The following is a 13,564-nucleotide window of genomic DNA, read 5'->3' on the forward strand; positions in this document are numbered from 1 at the left end:
CCACTCCAGTTTAGGGCACCGGCAGCTTCAGGACAGCAGAAGGGACCGGCAGCCGCGTACGCCGGTCCCTTCAGTCGAGCAGGCTCCTAGCGGAGCAGCGAACTTTCGACGGTGGCAGCTCCACCCTCCACCACAACAGTGGCTTCGGGAGAAGCAGCAGTCACCGAGCCACTTGCGCCGACGGTGAGGCTGACGGCGGTTGCTGGTCCGGTACCGAATCCGATACGGCCCACGTAGCTGCCTGGCTCGAGGCCGTTCCAGGACACGGTGACCTTGGCCCCCTTGCCGTTCCGGACCGGCAACGGATTTGGGCTGACCGTCATGTTTCCTTCGTCGCCCTCCAGCACCGTGGACTCGACGGTACCGGCTCCGGTTCCCCCGTCGGTGGTGCTGAACAGATTCGCGATGATCCGGTAGGTGCCCGGCATCGGGTCGGCCAGCACAAGCGCTTCACTGGCGGAGGCCGTGGCAGCTGACAGGAGCGTGTTCCGTGGTGTGACGATGAAAAGGTCGAAGTCATCAGCGGCGTCGGCTGCGTTCACTGCGAACTTCGCGAGTGACGTTCCCTCGGGAACCACTACTTCACTGACGTTGTTGCTTTCGTCCGCCCTGAAGTAGTTGGGGGCACCCCCGGGCACCAGTTCGATGTCGCTGCGATTTGCCTTCGCGAGGCCCTGCACCGAAACATCTACCGTGCCGTCGAGTCCGGACACGACGTCGAATTTACCGGATCCGGAACCCTTGGACGACTTGAAGGAGACGGTTTCGGGAGCAACGGCTGTGACCGGACGCACCGTGACGGGTGAGGTGACAGTGGTTCCTCGGCTTTCGGTCCAGGTCAGGTGACCCATCGCGAACGCGTCAAGTGCCGCCGTCCTGTTCTCGAAACTGACCTCGAACGACTTCGATTCCCCTGCCGCCGCGAAGTCGAGCTCGGCGGGAGAAACCACTGCGTCGATTCCGGGAAGCTCAACGCTGGCGGTGTAGCTGCCGGGTGCGGTGGCGGTGGCGGTGACGGTACGGGTGACGGTGACCTTGCCGGTGAGGTTACCCACGGCGAAGGACGGCACGTTGACATCCCGTGCCTCCACGACCTGCTTCTTCTTCAGGCCCAGTTCGGCTCCGAGGCCCTGAAGGAAGCCGTTCCAGTGGTCCACGTCGGCGTCGTACACCAGACCGGGAGTGAGCAGACCTGCCGTGTTCACATGGCCTGCTCCGGTTGCGAAGAGATCCTCATTTGTGCTGCTGTCCTCATTGACGAGGTCACCCGCGGTGGTCATGAGGGAAGACTTCACAGCTGCCGGCGACCAGACCGGGTTATTCGCCAGGACGAGGGCTCCGAGGCCGGCGACCTGGGGGGCGGCCATGGAGGTCCCGGAGAGGAACCCGAAGTTCTCGCCCGTCTTCACCGGCGAGATGCCTGCGAGCACATTGACACCTGGGGCTGCCACATCGGGCTTCAGGAGGTCGGAATTCACAGCAAGCGACGGTCCGCGCGAGGAGAACGCTGCAACCTGCGGGTCAGGTGAGGTAGGAAGACCGGTAGTGTCCTCATCGATCAGCGCGGCGGTGAGCGTGGGGTTCGCTGCGAGCTTTTCCTTGATGGCAGTGCCGTCCACGTGCACCGTGGGCACCGCATGCAGGTCGAGGTCCTGCGATCCCGGAGTCACGTTGACAAGGACCATCCCCACGCCGTCAGCTTCAAGGACGGCTGCGCTCTTGCGTACACGATCGATGACTCCGCGGTCACAGACCACGATCTTGCCGGAAACCTTCGCGGGATCGAGAGTGCCCGGAGTGCAGAGGGCGACGTCCGAGGCGTCCGCATCATCGCGGCCCGCATCAGCCGAGAGAACGACGGCGGTCTGGGGAACGTTCCGGTTCATCACCGAGGCACCGCGGTACTTGGTGCCGTCAGAGAGCTCGACCGTGCCCTGGAGCTCGTGCGAGAAGGTGCTCGCAGCCACCGTGGTCAGCCAGGGCGAGCTGTGGTTGACGGTGCTCGCTGTGGGGCCCGAGTTGCCGGCCGAGGCCGAAACGAAGATCCCGGCCGATGCCGCGGAAAGGAACGCCATGGCGACGGGGTCGGTGGTTGAGTTGTTGTTTCCCGAGATCGAATAGTTGAGGACGTCCACGCCGTCGATGATGGACTGTTCGATCGCCGATACCGAGGCGGAGCTGTAGCAACCGCCCGTTGCCCGGGCATTCTCCCAGCAGACCTTGTAGACCGCTACTGCTGCGGCGGGAGCAACGCCGGCGCCCTTGCCGAAGTCACGTCCGTCGACCGACACCTGCACGTCCGCATTACCTGCGGCAGTCGAGGCGGTATGGGTGCCGTGGGAATCGATGTCCAGCGGCGAAAGGATCTCGTTCTTCGATGGAGTGGCGAACTGAAGGAAATCGTCAGCGTAGTAGCGGGCGCTGAGGACCTTCGAGTTGCACGCGCTGCCGTCGAACTCTTCGCCGACCTCGCACTCCCCCAGAAAGGTGGTGCCGTCGGACTTCAACATCGCGATCCCGCCCTCGGGAGTCAGATACGGCTCGCCGACCACGGGCGCCCCCGTGAGGGGCTGGACCGGGGCGCCGGTCAGGAACGCATTCTCCGGCCGGTAGCCCGTGTCGATGACACCCACGACAGTGCCCTTGCCCGCGTTTTCGACGCCGCCGAACTGGCTGGCCCACACACCGTCCTCACCTGGGAGACCCAGGAATTCAGTGCTCGAGTAGTCTGGGCTGTTCTGCACGTTGGGCGCCACTGCGTAGATATCGGGGTTCTTTGCCAGTTGTGAGGCCTGGCCCGCCGTCAGTTCTGCAACGAAGCCGTTCAGGGCGACGGTGTAGGAGGAGTCGACCTCGATGTCGACTGCGGCCGCGACGTCCTGCTGCTTTTTCTTCAGACGCGCTTCATAGGCCCGCGCGTTCGGTGAATCCAGCTTCAGCTTTTCGCCCTTGCCTGGTTTCGTTGCCGGAATCCCCTCCGTTCCTCCGTCGTAGGAGGCGAGTGGATGCTCCCGCAGCATCACGATGTAGGAGCCGTCCTCGAAGCTGTCGGCACCCTGGATCTGGGGGGCGGTCTGCAGGGGCGCCGGCGCCGCGATCGCGGCCGGTGCCAGCGAGGCTGATGCCATGAGTAGCGGCATCCCCAAAGCGATGGCCGTGGCTGTGCGGAACCTGGAGCTCCGCGGCACGGCGTGGCCTTGTCGTGTCATAGGAAAGTGCCTTTCGTCAGTGCGGGCGCGGCATCGCCGATCCCCTCATGCTGGGACCCTGGATGAGACTCCTCTTGTGACTACAGTCACAAGCGTCACAGCGGTCACAAACTTACCCCAGGCAACACCATTCCTCCAGCGGAAAGCGGGAGATCTGCCGAAGTTCTTTGCCGACTATGTACGGAATTGCAGGGAGGTGATAATGAAGTAATGTCCTCGCGATCCGCCACGCTCCTCCCCGAAGCGGAGTGGGCCCCGCTCGAGCAGGCCCACCAGGTGCGCGTCCGCAGATTCACGGAACCGTATCTCCTCCGCCGTTCCACCGGCGCGAAGCACCCCGTCGAGGACTTTCTTTTCACCTACTACAACCAGAAACCGGGACAGCTTTCGAGGTGGCACCCCGGGGCCGGAGTGATACTGGCGGGGGTCACGGCCCGGGAACGGACCGGTTGGAAGTACTACACGCAGAACGACGCCGGCGTGGGCGTCGACGTCGTCGCCTTCCTCAGCGACCGCGGAGCCACAGTCGACTTCACCCGCACGATTCTCTCGGGGACGGCAGCCCGTCCCGCACAGTTCGGCTGCTTCGGTCTCCATGAGTGGGCGATGGCCTACAAGTCCCGGCTCAACGGCGTGCGCCACGAGTATCTCGAGCTGCGGCTGGGTGCTGAGGGAACGGACGGCGTCGTGGAGGATGCAAAAATCCGCTGCACCCACTTCGACGCGTTCCGCTTCTACACACCCGAAGCGGCGCCCCGCAACGAGATCACGCCCACGCGGGAGAACCAGCGGGACCTCGAACAACCCGGCTGCCTGCATGCGAACATGGATCTCTACAAATGGGCGTACAAGCTTGCTCCACTGCTCTCGAGCGAGATCGTCATGGACTGCTTCGAACTGTCCTGGCGCATCCGTGCCATGGATATGCGGGCGTCGCCGTATGACCTCTCCGAGTGGGGGTTCCCACCCATCCGGATCGAGACGCCGGAGGGCAAGGCGGAGTACGTTCGGAAGCAGCGCGTTTTCTCGGTGGAGTCGCAGGATCTGCGGCGCCGGCTCCTGGGTGAACTCGAGCGGGCTGTCGAGACCGCCGGAGGCATCGAACCCGGCGGGACTGCCCAGCCCTGTCGGCCGGCACTGCCGCTACGCTGAACGAAAATCCCACGAGGAGGCGAATGGAACGCGTATACCGCCGACCGGCACGGGTCGCCCTGTCCCGAGCTCCCCGGCACCCTCTTGCGCTCGTCGCCCTCGCCCTCCTGCTCGGCGGTTGTGGCGCCCCGGATGGCATTCCCGGTGACCCGGCTCCTTCCGGCCGGGAGTCCGTCATGCCGCCCCCAGCGCCACCCAGTCCGAGCCAGGAGTCCGCCATGCCATCCCCCGCCCCGTCGTCGTCGGTCCCCAGCGCCGATTCAGCTACCCTCCTCACCGTCGAGATCCGGCAGTCCGAGACTGCAGAACCCGTCGGCTACGTCCTCGAATGCTCCGGCGACACGCCGGGCCCGAACACCACGCTGCCCAACGCCACCCAAGCCTGCGCCACTGTGCAACGCCTCGGAGCGGACTTCTTCAATGCACTGCCCGATGCGAATGTGGCCTGCACGCAGCAGTACGGCGGACCACAGACGGCCTCGATCAGCGGGACGGTGGACGGCACGCAGGTCCGTGCGCGGTTCGCACTGACGGACGGCTGCGAAATCTCGCGCTGGAACGCCGTCCGCAGCATCCTCGGCTCAGGCGGCGCAGTCTAGTGGGTTCCGGCGACGCCCAAGGTGAAGTGCGGAGAGGATGTGCAATAGACTTGGAGGGCAAGCTCGCGGAGCGCTGGCCACCAGCGTGAGACGGCACTTCCGGGCTATCGCATTTAATGCTGGTACTCCCAGCCCTCGCCGCCCCACAGGAGTTGCCGGATGCCCCGGATCGTTGTCGATGTCATGCCCAAACCTGAAATCCTTGACCCGCAGGGCAAAGCCATTGCGGGAGCACTTCCCCGGCTCGGCCTCACCGGTTTTGCCGGCGTCCGCCAGGGTAAGCGGTTCGAGCTCACCGTCGAGGGCGAGGTCACGGCCGAGGTGCTCGAGCAGGCCCGCCAGGCCGCATCGACACTCCTCTCGAACCCCGTGATCGAGGACGTGACCCGCGTGGAGGTTCTCGAGGAGGACGCGCAGTGAGCGTCGAGACGCCCCTGATCGGCGGCCCTCAGCCAGTGGCCTCGAACAACGCCGACAACCCACTCAACGGCGTGAGGGTCGGCGTCGTCACCTTCCCCGGATCGCTCGATGACCGCGACGCAGTGCGTGCCGTGCGCCTTGCGGGCGGGTCCGCGATCCACCTGTGGCACGGTGACCATGACCTGCAGGGCGTCGACGCCGTCATCATTCCCGGCGGTTTTTCCTACGGCGACTACCTGCGCGCCGGCGCCATCTCCCGCTTCGCTCCGCTGATGGAGCAGATTGCCGCGGCGGCCGGCGGCGCCAGCGGAAATGCCCGTGCCCTACCGGTGCTCGGCATCTGCAACGGCTTCCAGGTCCTCACCGAAGCCCATCTGCTGCCAGGTTCGATGATCAAGAACAACTCCCTGCACTTCCTCTGCCGGGACCAGCGGCTGCGCGTCGAGAACGCCGACACCTTCTGGACCTCCGAATACTTCCAGGGCGAGGAGCTCGTCATCCCGCTGAAGAACCAGGACGGTCAATTCGTGGCCGACAACTACACGCTCGACGTGCTGGAGGGGGAAGGCCGCGTGGTGTTCCGCTACGTGGACGGCAACCCCAACGGCTCGCGCCGGGACATTGCCGGCATCTCGAATGAGGCAGGGAACGTCGTCGGGCTGATGCCCCACCCCGAGCACGCCGTCGAGGCCGGGTTCGGCCCCGATTCGTCAGCGAAGGGCGCGGTCGGGGTCCGCGGAGGCATCGACGGACTCGGCATTTTCACCTCGGTACTCAAGAAGTTGGTTGGCTAAGTTGACGCATACGTCCAAAAAATTCCACATCGACTCTGTCGCCAACGCCGAAGCCACCCCGGGCCAGAGCCTGCCGTGGGCGGCGCTCGGCCTGAAGGAGAACGAGTACCAGCGCGTCGAGGAGATCCTCGGGCGCCGCCCCACGGGTGCCGAACTCGCCATGTATTCGGTCATGTGGAGCGAGCACTGCTCCTACAAGTCCTCCAAGGTTCACCTTCGGCAGTTCGGTGACAAGGTCACCGACGCCATGAAAGAGCACCTGCTCGTCGGGATCGGCGAGAACGCGGGTGTGGTCGACATCGGGGACGGTTGGGCCGTGACCTTCAAGGTCGAATCACACAACCACCCCTCCTTCGTAGAGCCGTACCAGGGCGCCGCGACCGGCGTCGGAGGTATTGTCCGCGACATCATCTCCATGGGCGCTCGCCCCGTCGCCGTGATGGATCCGCTGCGCTTCGGCGCCATTGACCACCCCGACACCCCGCGCCTCGTCCACGGGATCGTGGCCGGCATCGGCGGCTACGGCAACTCCCTGGGCCTGCCGAACATCGGCGGCGAAGTGGTCTTCGATGCGGTGTACCAGGGGAACCCGCTGGTCAACGCCCTCGCTGTCGGCGTGCTCCGGCACGAGGACATCCGGCTCGCCAACGCGTCCGGCGTCGGAAACCGCGTTGTCCTCTTCGGCGCCCGCACGGGTGGCGACGGCATCGGCGGCGCCTCGGTGCTGGCCTCCGAATCCTTCGACGTGAATAAGCCGTCCAAGCGTCCCGCCGTCCAGGTGGGCGACCCGTTCGCGGAAAAGGTGCTCATCGAGTGCTGCCTCGAACTGTTCCAGGCCTCGGTGGTGGAGGGCATCCAGGACCTCGGCGCCGCCGGAATCTCCTGCGCCACCTCGGAACTGGCCTCGAACGGCGACGGTGGCATGCACGTGGAGCTCACCAACGTGCTGCTGCGCGACCCGAGCCTCACCCCCGGCGAGATCCTCATGTCCGAGTCGCAGGAACGCATGATGGCCGTCGTGACGCCGGAGAACACTGAGGCTTTCGAGGCGATTCTGGAAAAGTGGGCCGTCGAGTATTCGTGGCTCGGCGAGGTCACCGACACCGGCAGGCTCATCATCGAGTGGGACGGCGAGAAGATCGTCGACGTCGATCCCCGCACCGTGGCCCACGACGGCCCGGTCTACGAGCGCCCCTACTCCCGGCCCGGGTGGCTTGACGGGGTGCAGGCAGATGCATTCTCCGGCGAGCAGCCTGCGGATCTGCGGGAAGCAGTACTGGAGCTCATGGCCTCGCCCAATATGTGCTCGAAGGACTGGGTCACCGACCAGTTCGACCGCTACGTCCAGGGCAACACGGCGCTCGCCATGCCCGACGACGCCGGCGTGGTTCGCGTCGACGAGGAAACCGGCCTCGGCGTCGCAATCTCGACGGACGCGAACGGGCGCTACTCCTACCTCAACCCCTACGAGGGTGCACGCCTTGCCCTTGCCGAGGCGTATCGCAACGTTGCAACCTCAGGCGCCCAGCCGCTTGCCGTCACCGACTGCCTCAACTTCGGCTCGCCGGAGGACCCCGAGGTCATGTGGCAGTTCGCCGAGACCGTGCGCGGGCTTGCCGACGCCTGCCAGGAACTCGGCGTCCCCGTCACCGGCGGGAACGTCTCGCTCTACAACCAGACCGGCGGCGTGGCCATCCACCCCACCCCGGTGGTCGGTGTGCTCGGCGTGTTCGACGACGTCGCGCGCCGCACGCCGTCGGGCTGGCGCGAGGACGGGCAGGCCATCTACCTGATCGGCACCACGAAGGATGAACTGGACGGCTCCGAATGGGCCAATCTCCGCGGGCACCTCGGCGGCCGGCCCCCCGCCGTCGATCTCACCGCGGAGAAGACGCTCGCAGCCATCCTCGTGAACTGCTCGCGGGACGGCATGGTCGACGGCGCGCACGACCTCTCCGAGGGCGGCCTCGCTGCCGTGCTGTGTGAGATGGCGCTGCGCTTCGGCGTCGGCGCCCGCATCGGCCTCGACGAGCTGTGCGAGCGCGACGGCGTCGACGCATTCACCGCGCTGTTCAGTGAGAGCCAGGCCCGCGCCGTCGTCAGCGTTCCCCGCTCCGAAGAGGTCCGTTTCAACGACATGTGCACCGCGCGGAACTTCCCGACGATCCGCATCGGCGTGGTGGATGCCGAGAACCAGGCGCTCGATGTCCAGGGGTACTTCAACCTGCCGCTCGGGCAACTGCGGGAGGCACACGAGGGAACCCTGCCGAGGCACTTCGGGTAGGGCGTTTCACCGCCCCGCGATATTCCGCGCCGCCCCGACATAGCGGGACAGGACGTAACGCTGGGTGAGCCGGGTGACAGGGGAGCCGATCGCGTAGAGAAGGTTCGCGGGAACGCTGTAGGCACTACAGGTGAAGATCAGCTTTCCCGCCGCGGTCAGTTCGGCGTAAAAGCCCTCCTCCCCCTTCACGGGGTGGCCCTTCAGGGTGCCGTACCCGAAACCGGCCCGCTGCCCGGGGACAGCGCGCCCTGCGTTGTCGAGCAGGGCCTCCCTCGCCCAGACAACCCGGCAGGGTGCCTTGATCCGCGCCCTGCCGACGCCGAAACCGGAGACCACCTCGCCGCCCGGCGCGGCTCGGGGCGCATCCGGCGTCATGGTGAGGCCTGCGCCGCGATGGAGTTCCCAGGACAGGATGCCGTGGGTCAGCCTGAGGAAGGCGGCAGCGGGATCAGCGGCGTCGATGACGTGCGCCTCGGCCATTCCCCGGTAGCCCTCCGGCCAGCCGCCGTCGAGCTCCTCGGGATAGGGCCTGTCTGTCGCGCCGACGTCCGGGTACGTGAACTGCCTCATGCTGCTCCACCTGTCACTTGCCGCACCTACAGAACCTCCCGAGAGGATCACCGGGACCCGGGGCACCGGGGAAACTCCAGAATATCGCCGGAAAGACGCGCCCGAGCCCCCGCGAAGTGGCAGGATAAGGGAACATCTCAGCAGGAGGACCCATGGGCCAGATCGAACGGCAAGCCACCAAGGCAGCGGACGCCACCGATTCGAGGGGCTTCATCCTCGCGGCCCGTGCAGGCTACATCGCCGCCGGCCTGCTCCACATTCTGATTGGCTCGATTGCCCTTCGCATTGCCTCCGGCGGCTCGGGCAGCGCCGACCAGAGCGGAGCCATTGCCCAGTTGTCGGCGAGTCCGGGCGGCAGCATCCTGCTCTGGGCGTGTTTCCTGGGCTGCTGCGCTCTTGGCCTGTTCATGCTCAGTGAGGCATTTTTCGCGACGAAAAGCCTCGGGAAGGACAAACTCGGGCGTCAACTCAAGTTCGCCGGCCAGGCAGTGATCTACGGGGCGATCGGCGTCACCTTCGGCGTCTACGCTCTCGGCGGATCCACGAGCAGCAGCGGGTCCACCCAGTCGATCAGTGCCTCACTGATGTCCAACCCGGTGGGGTCGGCGCTGCTCATCGCGATCGGCGTCGGGGTGATCGGGACGGGAGGCTACTTCGCCTACAGCGGGGTGACCAAGCGGTTCCGCAAGCACCTGAAGTCCCTACCGGGCGGCGGCGCCGGCAAAGCGGTGCTCACCCTCGGCTCCGTGGGGTATGTGGCGAAGGGCGCCGCCCTCGGCGTGCTCGGCGTACTGCTGGTCCTCGCCACGGTGCGGAACAATCCCGAGGAGTCGACGGGAATCGACGGCGCCCTGAAGTCCCTCCAGGAGGCGCCCTTCGGTATCTGGCTCCTCGGCGCGGTGGCCGTGGGACTCATCTGCTACGGAATTTTCATGGTGGTGCGCTCCCGTTACCAGCGCATGTGAACGTCGAAGCTACAGACCCGACGCTACAACCCGCACTGCGGTGCCTCGATGACGGGACAGGCATCCATCACGACGTCGAGCCCGGCCGCCCTGGCCCGCTCCGCCGCCGATTCGTCGATCACACCCAGTTGCAGCCACACGGCTTTGGCTCCTACGGCAATTGCCTGGTCCACCACGGCTCCCACGCGTGTCGAGTTCACGAAGCAGTCGACGACGTCGATTCCCCCTGGGATCTCCGCGAGCGTCTGATACCCGGTCTGCCCGTGGACGTCGTCGCCCTTGAGGCTCACCGGCACGATCTCCATCCCGAGCCGGTCGAGGAGGAAGCGCGAAACACCGACTGCCGCACGTCGGGGGTTGTTGGACAATCCGACCACTGCCCAGCGGCCGCGAACCGTCAACAGCCGACGGATGACGGCGGGGTCGTTCCGGTGTGCCATGATGCGCCTCTCCTCGGACTTTCCCCCAGCCTAGGCGTTTCGGCTGAGAAGGGTGCCGGTGCCGGGTGTCGCTTTGTTACGGCGTCGACTTGTGGGAAAGGGGCGTCCGGGCGTTTCATTGAGGTGACCATCCCGAGCGGCTGAGAGACCTGGATCAGTGAAGCCGCAGCAACCCTGGTTGTCCGTATCCCCCTGATACCGGCAATAACAAGGAGCAGGCCAAGGGAACCGGCCGCCGAAAGGCACCGGCGAAGGCTTGTTCCGTAGGGTGCTACCGCCAGGACCGATGGAGTAACCATGACCGTTTTGGCATCCCGCACCAGCACCGCTCCAACGCGCCGCAAGCAGGCGCTCGACGTGTCCTTCTCACAGCTCGGCCGCAGCTTCGGCTCCGCCGGGAACCGGCAGGTCGTGCTGCGCGACATCACCGTCGACGTCAGGGCCGGCGAGATCCTCGCCATCCTCGGCACCAGCGGCTGCGGCAAGTCCACCCTGCTCCGCGCCGCGGCCGGCCTCGATGTTCCTGATACCGGGACCGTCCTGATCGACGGCATACCGGTCAGCGGAATCGACGAACGCTGTGCCGTGGCCTTCCAGGAACCTCGGCTCCTGCCCTGGCATACCCTGCAGGCGAATGTGGCCATCGGCCTGCCGAAGGCCTCGAGTGCCAGTGCCGGCAAGGCGAAGGTCCTCGAGCTCCTGAAGCTGGTGGGCCTCGACCTCTTCGCCAAGCACCGCCCGCGCGAGGTCTCCGGCGGCATGGCCCAGCGCACGTCGCTGGCCCGGGCGCTGGCACGTAATCCGGGCGTCCTCCTGCTCGACGAGCCGTTCGGCGCCCTCGACGCACTCACCCGGATCAAGATGCAGGACCTCCTCCTGGAGATTCACCAGTCGCAGCCCGCAACGGTGCTGCTGGTGACCCACGACGTCGACGAAGCCCTTCAACTCGCCGACCGCATCCTCGTGCTCGGACGCAACGACGACGGCCCCGGCTCCACCATTGCGGAACTCGTTCCCGTTCCGGGGCAACGTCCCCGCGACCGCAACTCCGCCGAACTCGGCGCCCTGCGCAGCTCGCTCCTTCGAATGCTGGGCGTCACCGGGCACTGACCCGCGCAAGTACCCCTTCCGACCCGGATTCTTCCGGGCCATCCCTCTTTTCCGCATGCCACTTCCCAAAGGATTCCCATGAAACCCCGTTCACTCTTCCGGACCGCAGCCCTTGCAACAGCCCTTTCCCTCAGCCTCACCGGATGCCTCGCGGGAGAAAACGCCTCGACATCGGCCGGCACCGTGGCAACGGACGGAGCCACCCAGGGCGGCACGCTGAACATCGACTTCGCCACCTACAATCCCCTGAGCCTCATCATCAAGGAGCAGGGCTGGCTTGAGGATGAGTTGGCCGACCAGGACATCACCGTGAACTGGGTGCAGTCGGCCGGCTCCAACAAGGCCAACGAGGCGCTGCGTGCCGGTGCCATCGACGTCGGCTCCACCGCCGGATCGGCCGCCCTGCTGGCCCGCTCGAACGGCTCGCCGATCAAGGCCATCGACATCTACTCCCAGCCGGAATGGGCCGCCCTCGTGGCACTGCCGGGCTCGGGGATCGAAAGCGTCGAGGACCTCCGCGGCAAGTCCATCGCCGCCACCAAAGGCACCGATCCCTACTTCTTCCTACTTCAGGCCCTCGAGTCCGCCGGTGTCGACTTATCCGAGGTGGAGGTGCAGAACCTCCAGCACGCCGACGGTCGCGCCGCCCTTGCGAGCGGTGCCGTGGACGCGTGGTCCGGGCTCGACCCCATCATGGCCTCGGCGGAGCAGGACGGCGCCGAGCTGTTCTTCCGCAACATCGATTTCAACACCTACGGCTTCCTCAACGCCACGGAAGCCTTCCTGGCGGAGAAGCCCGACGTCGCCCAGACCGTCGTCAACGCGTATGAGAAGGCCCGGGAATGGGCCAAGGCCAACCCTGAAGAAACCGCTGCGATCCTCGCGGACGTGGCAGGGATCGATCCGGCGATCGCCAGTGCCGTGATCATCGACCGCACCAACCTCGACGTCGATCCCGCTCCCGGGGACGCGCAGCGCGCCGTGCTCGAAAAAATCGGCCCCGTGTTCGTCGAGACCGGGGATGTCGCCGAGCAGTCGCAGATCGACGACGCGCTGGACACCCTCTTCGACGACTCGCTGGTGAAGAGCGCTGATCCGGCCGCGATCGCGGCTTCCTCATGACCCAAATGATCGGTGCCGCTGCGGTTGCGGAAAAGCCTGCTGCTCCCTCACGCCCCGCGGGACGCCGCGCCCGCGCGCGGATCTCCGCCGCCCTGATCGGCCTGATCTTCCCGGCGGTGCTCCTCGTCGCCTGGCACATCAGCACCGAGACCGGCTACTTCAGCCCCGCCGAGCTGCAGTCACCCCGTGCCGTGGCAACCGCCGCCGTCGAGCTGTTCAACCGCGGCGAGCTTCTCAACCACATCCTCATCTCGACGCAGCGCGTGCTGATCGGGTTCCTGGCGGGAGCCGCGCTCGGCATCGTCTTCGGCGCCCTGCTCGGGCTGTCCCGCATCGCCGACCTGCTGCTGACTCCGACGGTGGGGGCGATCCGCGCTGTGCCCTCGCTCGCGTGGGTCCCGCTGCTCATCCTGTGGATCGGCATCAACGAGGATTCGAAGGTCACGCTCATTATGATCGGCGCCTTCTTCCCCGTCTTCACCACGCTCTACCTCGGGCTGCGCCACGTGGACCGCAACCTGGTGGAGGCGGCGCGGGCCTTCGGCCTGAGCGGCATCCGGCTGCTGACCACCGTGCAGCTGCCCGCCGTCGTTCCCGCCCTCTTTTCCGGGCTGAGGCTCGCTCTGGCGCAGGCCTGGCTGTTCCTCGTTGCGGCTGAACTGATCGCCTCCTCGATGGGGCTCGGATTCCTGCTCATCGATTCCCAGAACAACGGCCGGGTGGACCGCATCCTCCTCGCGATCATCCTGCTCGCAGTCATCGGCAAGACCACCGATGCCCTGCTGGGCCTGGCCGAAAGGTGGGCTGTCCGCCGATGGGTGTGAACGTCACCGAGCAGGACTCCCTGCAGACCGAAGCCGCGCGCATCGCGTTCTGGGAGGAGCAGGCCCGCCGGCTCG

General features: G+C 66.3%; 12 protein-coding genes. 9 read left to right on the forward strand and 3 right to left on the reverse strand.

Going from position 1 to position 13,564, the window contains the following annotated elements; translation table 11 throughout:
- Positions 1-86 precede the first annotated feature (86 nt).
- Positions 87-3,209, reverse strand: coding sequence for a S8 family serine peptidase (locus Y705_RS16700; protein ID WP_049822134.1), 3,123 nt, complete (start codon positions 3,207-3,209; stop codon positions 87-89).
- 210 nt (positions 3,210-3,419) lie between these two features.
- On the opposite strand from Y705_RS16700, the gene Y705_RS16705 reads away from it, so the two are divergent.
- From Y705_RS16705 to purL, 5 genes are all read left to right on the forward strand, one after another.
- Positions 3,420-4,361, forward strand: coding sequence for a hypothetical protein (locus tag Y705_RS16705; RefSeq protein WP_049822135.1), 942 nt, complete (start codon positions 3,420-3,422; stop codon positions 4,359-4,361).
- A 218-nt stretch (positions 4,362-4,579) separates the two neighbouring features.
- Entirely contained in the window at positions 4,580-4,960 is a 381-nt protein-coding gene (locus Y705_RS0102095) for an SSI family serine proteinase inhibitor (protein ID WP_049822136.1), read from the forward strand.
- Between the two features lie 159 nt (positions 4,961-5,119).
- Positions 5,120-5,380, forward strand: coding sequence for a phosphoribosylformylglycinamidine synthase subunit PurS (gene purS / locus Y705_RS0102100; RefSeq protein ID WP_026531653.1), 261 nt, complete (start codon positions 5,120-5,122; stop codon positions 5,378-5,380).
- Positions 5,377-6,174 carry a phosphoribosylformylglycinamidine synthase subunit PurQ gene (gene purQ / locus Y705_RS0102105; RefSeq protein ID WP_081737703.1) on the forward strand — a complete coding sequence of 266 codons (798 nt, stop codon included), beginning with the start codon at positions 5,377-5,379 and terminating at the stop codon, positions 6,172-6,174. Before purS ends, purQ begins: the two co-directional genes overlap by 4 nt.
- Positions 6,167-8,458 carry a phosphoribosylformylglycinamidine synthase subunit PurL gene (gene purL / locus Y705_RS0102110; protein WP_026531655.1) on the forward strand — a complete coding sequence of 764 codons (2,292 nt, stop codon included), beginning with the start codon at positions 6,167-6,169 and terminating at the stop codon, positions 8,456-8,458. The genes purQ and purL overlap by 8 nt, the downstream gene beginning before the upstream one ends.
- A 6-nt stretch (positions 8,459-8,464) precedes the next feature.
- Here the strand turns inward: purL and Y705_RS0102115 are convergent, their stop codons facing one another.
- A complete protein-coding gene (locus tag Y705_RS0102115; protein ID WP_026531656.1) occupies positions 8,465-9,028 on the reverse strand; it encodes a DUF1990 family protein in 564 nt (187 codons plus the stop codon).
- A 152-nt stretch (positions 9,029-9,180) separates the two neighbouring features.
- Here Y705_RS0102115 and Y705_RS0102120 point away from each other — a divergent pair, with 152 nt between their 5' ends.
- Positions 9,181-9,993, forward strand: a complete 813-nt coding sequence (locus Y705_RS0102120) for a DUF1206 domain-containing protein (protein WP_026531657.1) — start codon at positions 9,181-9,183, stop codon at positions 9,991-9,993.
- A 23-nt stretch (positions 9,994-10,016) separates the two neighbouring features.
- Here the strand turns inward: Y705_RS0102120 and Y705_RS0102125 are convergent, their stop codons facing one another.
- Positions 10,017-10,433, reverse strand: a complete 417-nt coding sequence (locus tag Y705_RS0102125; RefSeq protein WP_026531658.1) for a CoA-binding protein — start codon at positions 10,431-10,433, stop codon at positions 10,017-10,019.
- Between the two features lie 297 nt (positions 10,434-10,730).
- On the opposite strand from Y705_RS0102125, the gene Y705_RS0102130 reads away from it, so the two are divergent.
- The 3 genes from Y705_RS0102130 (at position 10,731) to Y705_RS0102140 (ending at position 13,489) form a co-directional block, all read left to right on the forward strand.
- On the forward strand, positions 10,731-11,543 hold the full coding sequence (locus Y705_RS0102130; protein WP_026531659.1) for an ABC transporter ATP-binding protein: 813 nt from the start codon (positions 10,731-10,733) through the stop codon (positions 11,541-11,543).
- A 78-nt stretch (positions 11,544-11,621) separates the two neighbouring features.
- The gene (locus Y705_RS0102135; RefSeq protein ID WP_026531660.1) at positions 11,622-12,665 is read left to right on the forward strand and encodes an aliphatic sulfonate ABC transporter substrate-binding protein; all 1,044 of its coding nucleotides are present in this window, start codon (positions 11,622-11,624) and stop codon (positions 12,663-12,665) included.
- Positions 12,662-13,489: an ABC transporter permease gene (locus Y705_RS0102140; protein ID WP_026531661.1), complete on the forward strand. Its 828-nt coding sequence runs from the start codon at positions 12,662-12,664 to the stop codon at positions 13,487-13,489. The genes Y705_RS0102135 and Y705_RS0102140 overlap by 4 nt, the downstream gene beginning before the upstream one ends.
- Positions 13,490-13,564: the final 75 nt, after the last annotated feature.

This window comes from Arthrobacter sp. H41 (assembly GCF_000520535.1).
Taxonomy (GTDB): Bacteria; Actinomycetota; Actinomycetes; order Actinomycetales; family Micrococcaceae; genus Arthrobacter_D.

What these genes read in the sequence shown, in the direction of transcription:
- Y705_RS0102115 (WP_026531656.1), bottom strand. Translation starts at nt 9,028, where the DNA reads ATGAGGCAGTTCACGTACCCGGACGTCGGCGCGACAGACAGGCCCTAT.
- Y705_RS16705 (WP_049822135.1), top strand. Translation starts at nt 3,420, where the DNA reads ATGTCCTCGCGATCCGCCACGCTCCTCCCCGAAGCGGAGTGGGCCCCG.
- Y705_RS0102130 (WP_026531659.1), top strand. Translation starts at nt 10,731, where the DNA reads ATGACCGTTTTGGCATCCCGCACCAGCACCGCTCCAACGCGCCGCAAG.
- Y705_RS0102095 (WP_049822136.1), top strand. Translation starts at nt 4,580, where the DNA reads ATGCCATCCCCCGCCCCGTCGTCGTCGGTCCCCAGCGCCGATTCAGCT.
- Y705_RS0102120 (WP_026531657.1), top strand. Translation starts at nt 9,181, where the DNA reads ATGGGCCAGATCGAACGGCAAGCCACCAAGGCAGCGGACGCCACCGAT.
- Y705_RS0102125 (WP_026531658.1), bottom strand. Translation starts at nt 10,433, where the DNA reads ATGGCACACCGGAACGACCCCGCCGTCATCCGTCGGCTGTTGACGGTT.
- Y705_RS16700 (WP_049822134.1), bottom strand. Translation starts at nt 3,209, where the DNA reads ATGACACGACAAGGCCACGCCGTGCCGCGGAGCTCCAGGTTCCGCACA.
- Y705_RS0102140 (WP_026531661.1), top strand. Translation starts at nt 12,662, where the DNA reads ATGACCCAAATGATCGGTGCCGCTGCGGTTGCGGAAAAGCCTGCTGCT.
- Y705_RS0102135 (WP_026531660.1), top strand. Translation starts at nt 11,622, where the DNA reads ATGAAACCCCGTTCACTCTTCCGGACCGCAGCCCTTGCAACAGCCCTT.
- purS (WP_026531653.1), top strand. Translation starts at nt 5,120, where the DNA reads ATGCCCCGGATCGTTGTCGATGTCATGCCCAAACCTGAAATCCTTGAC.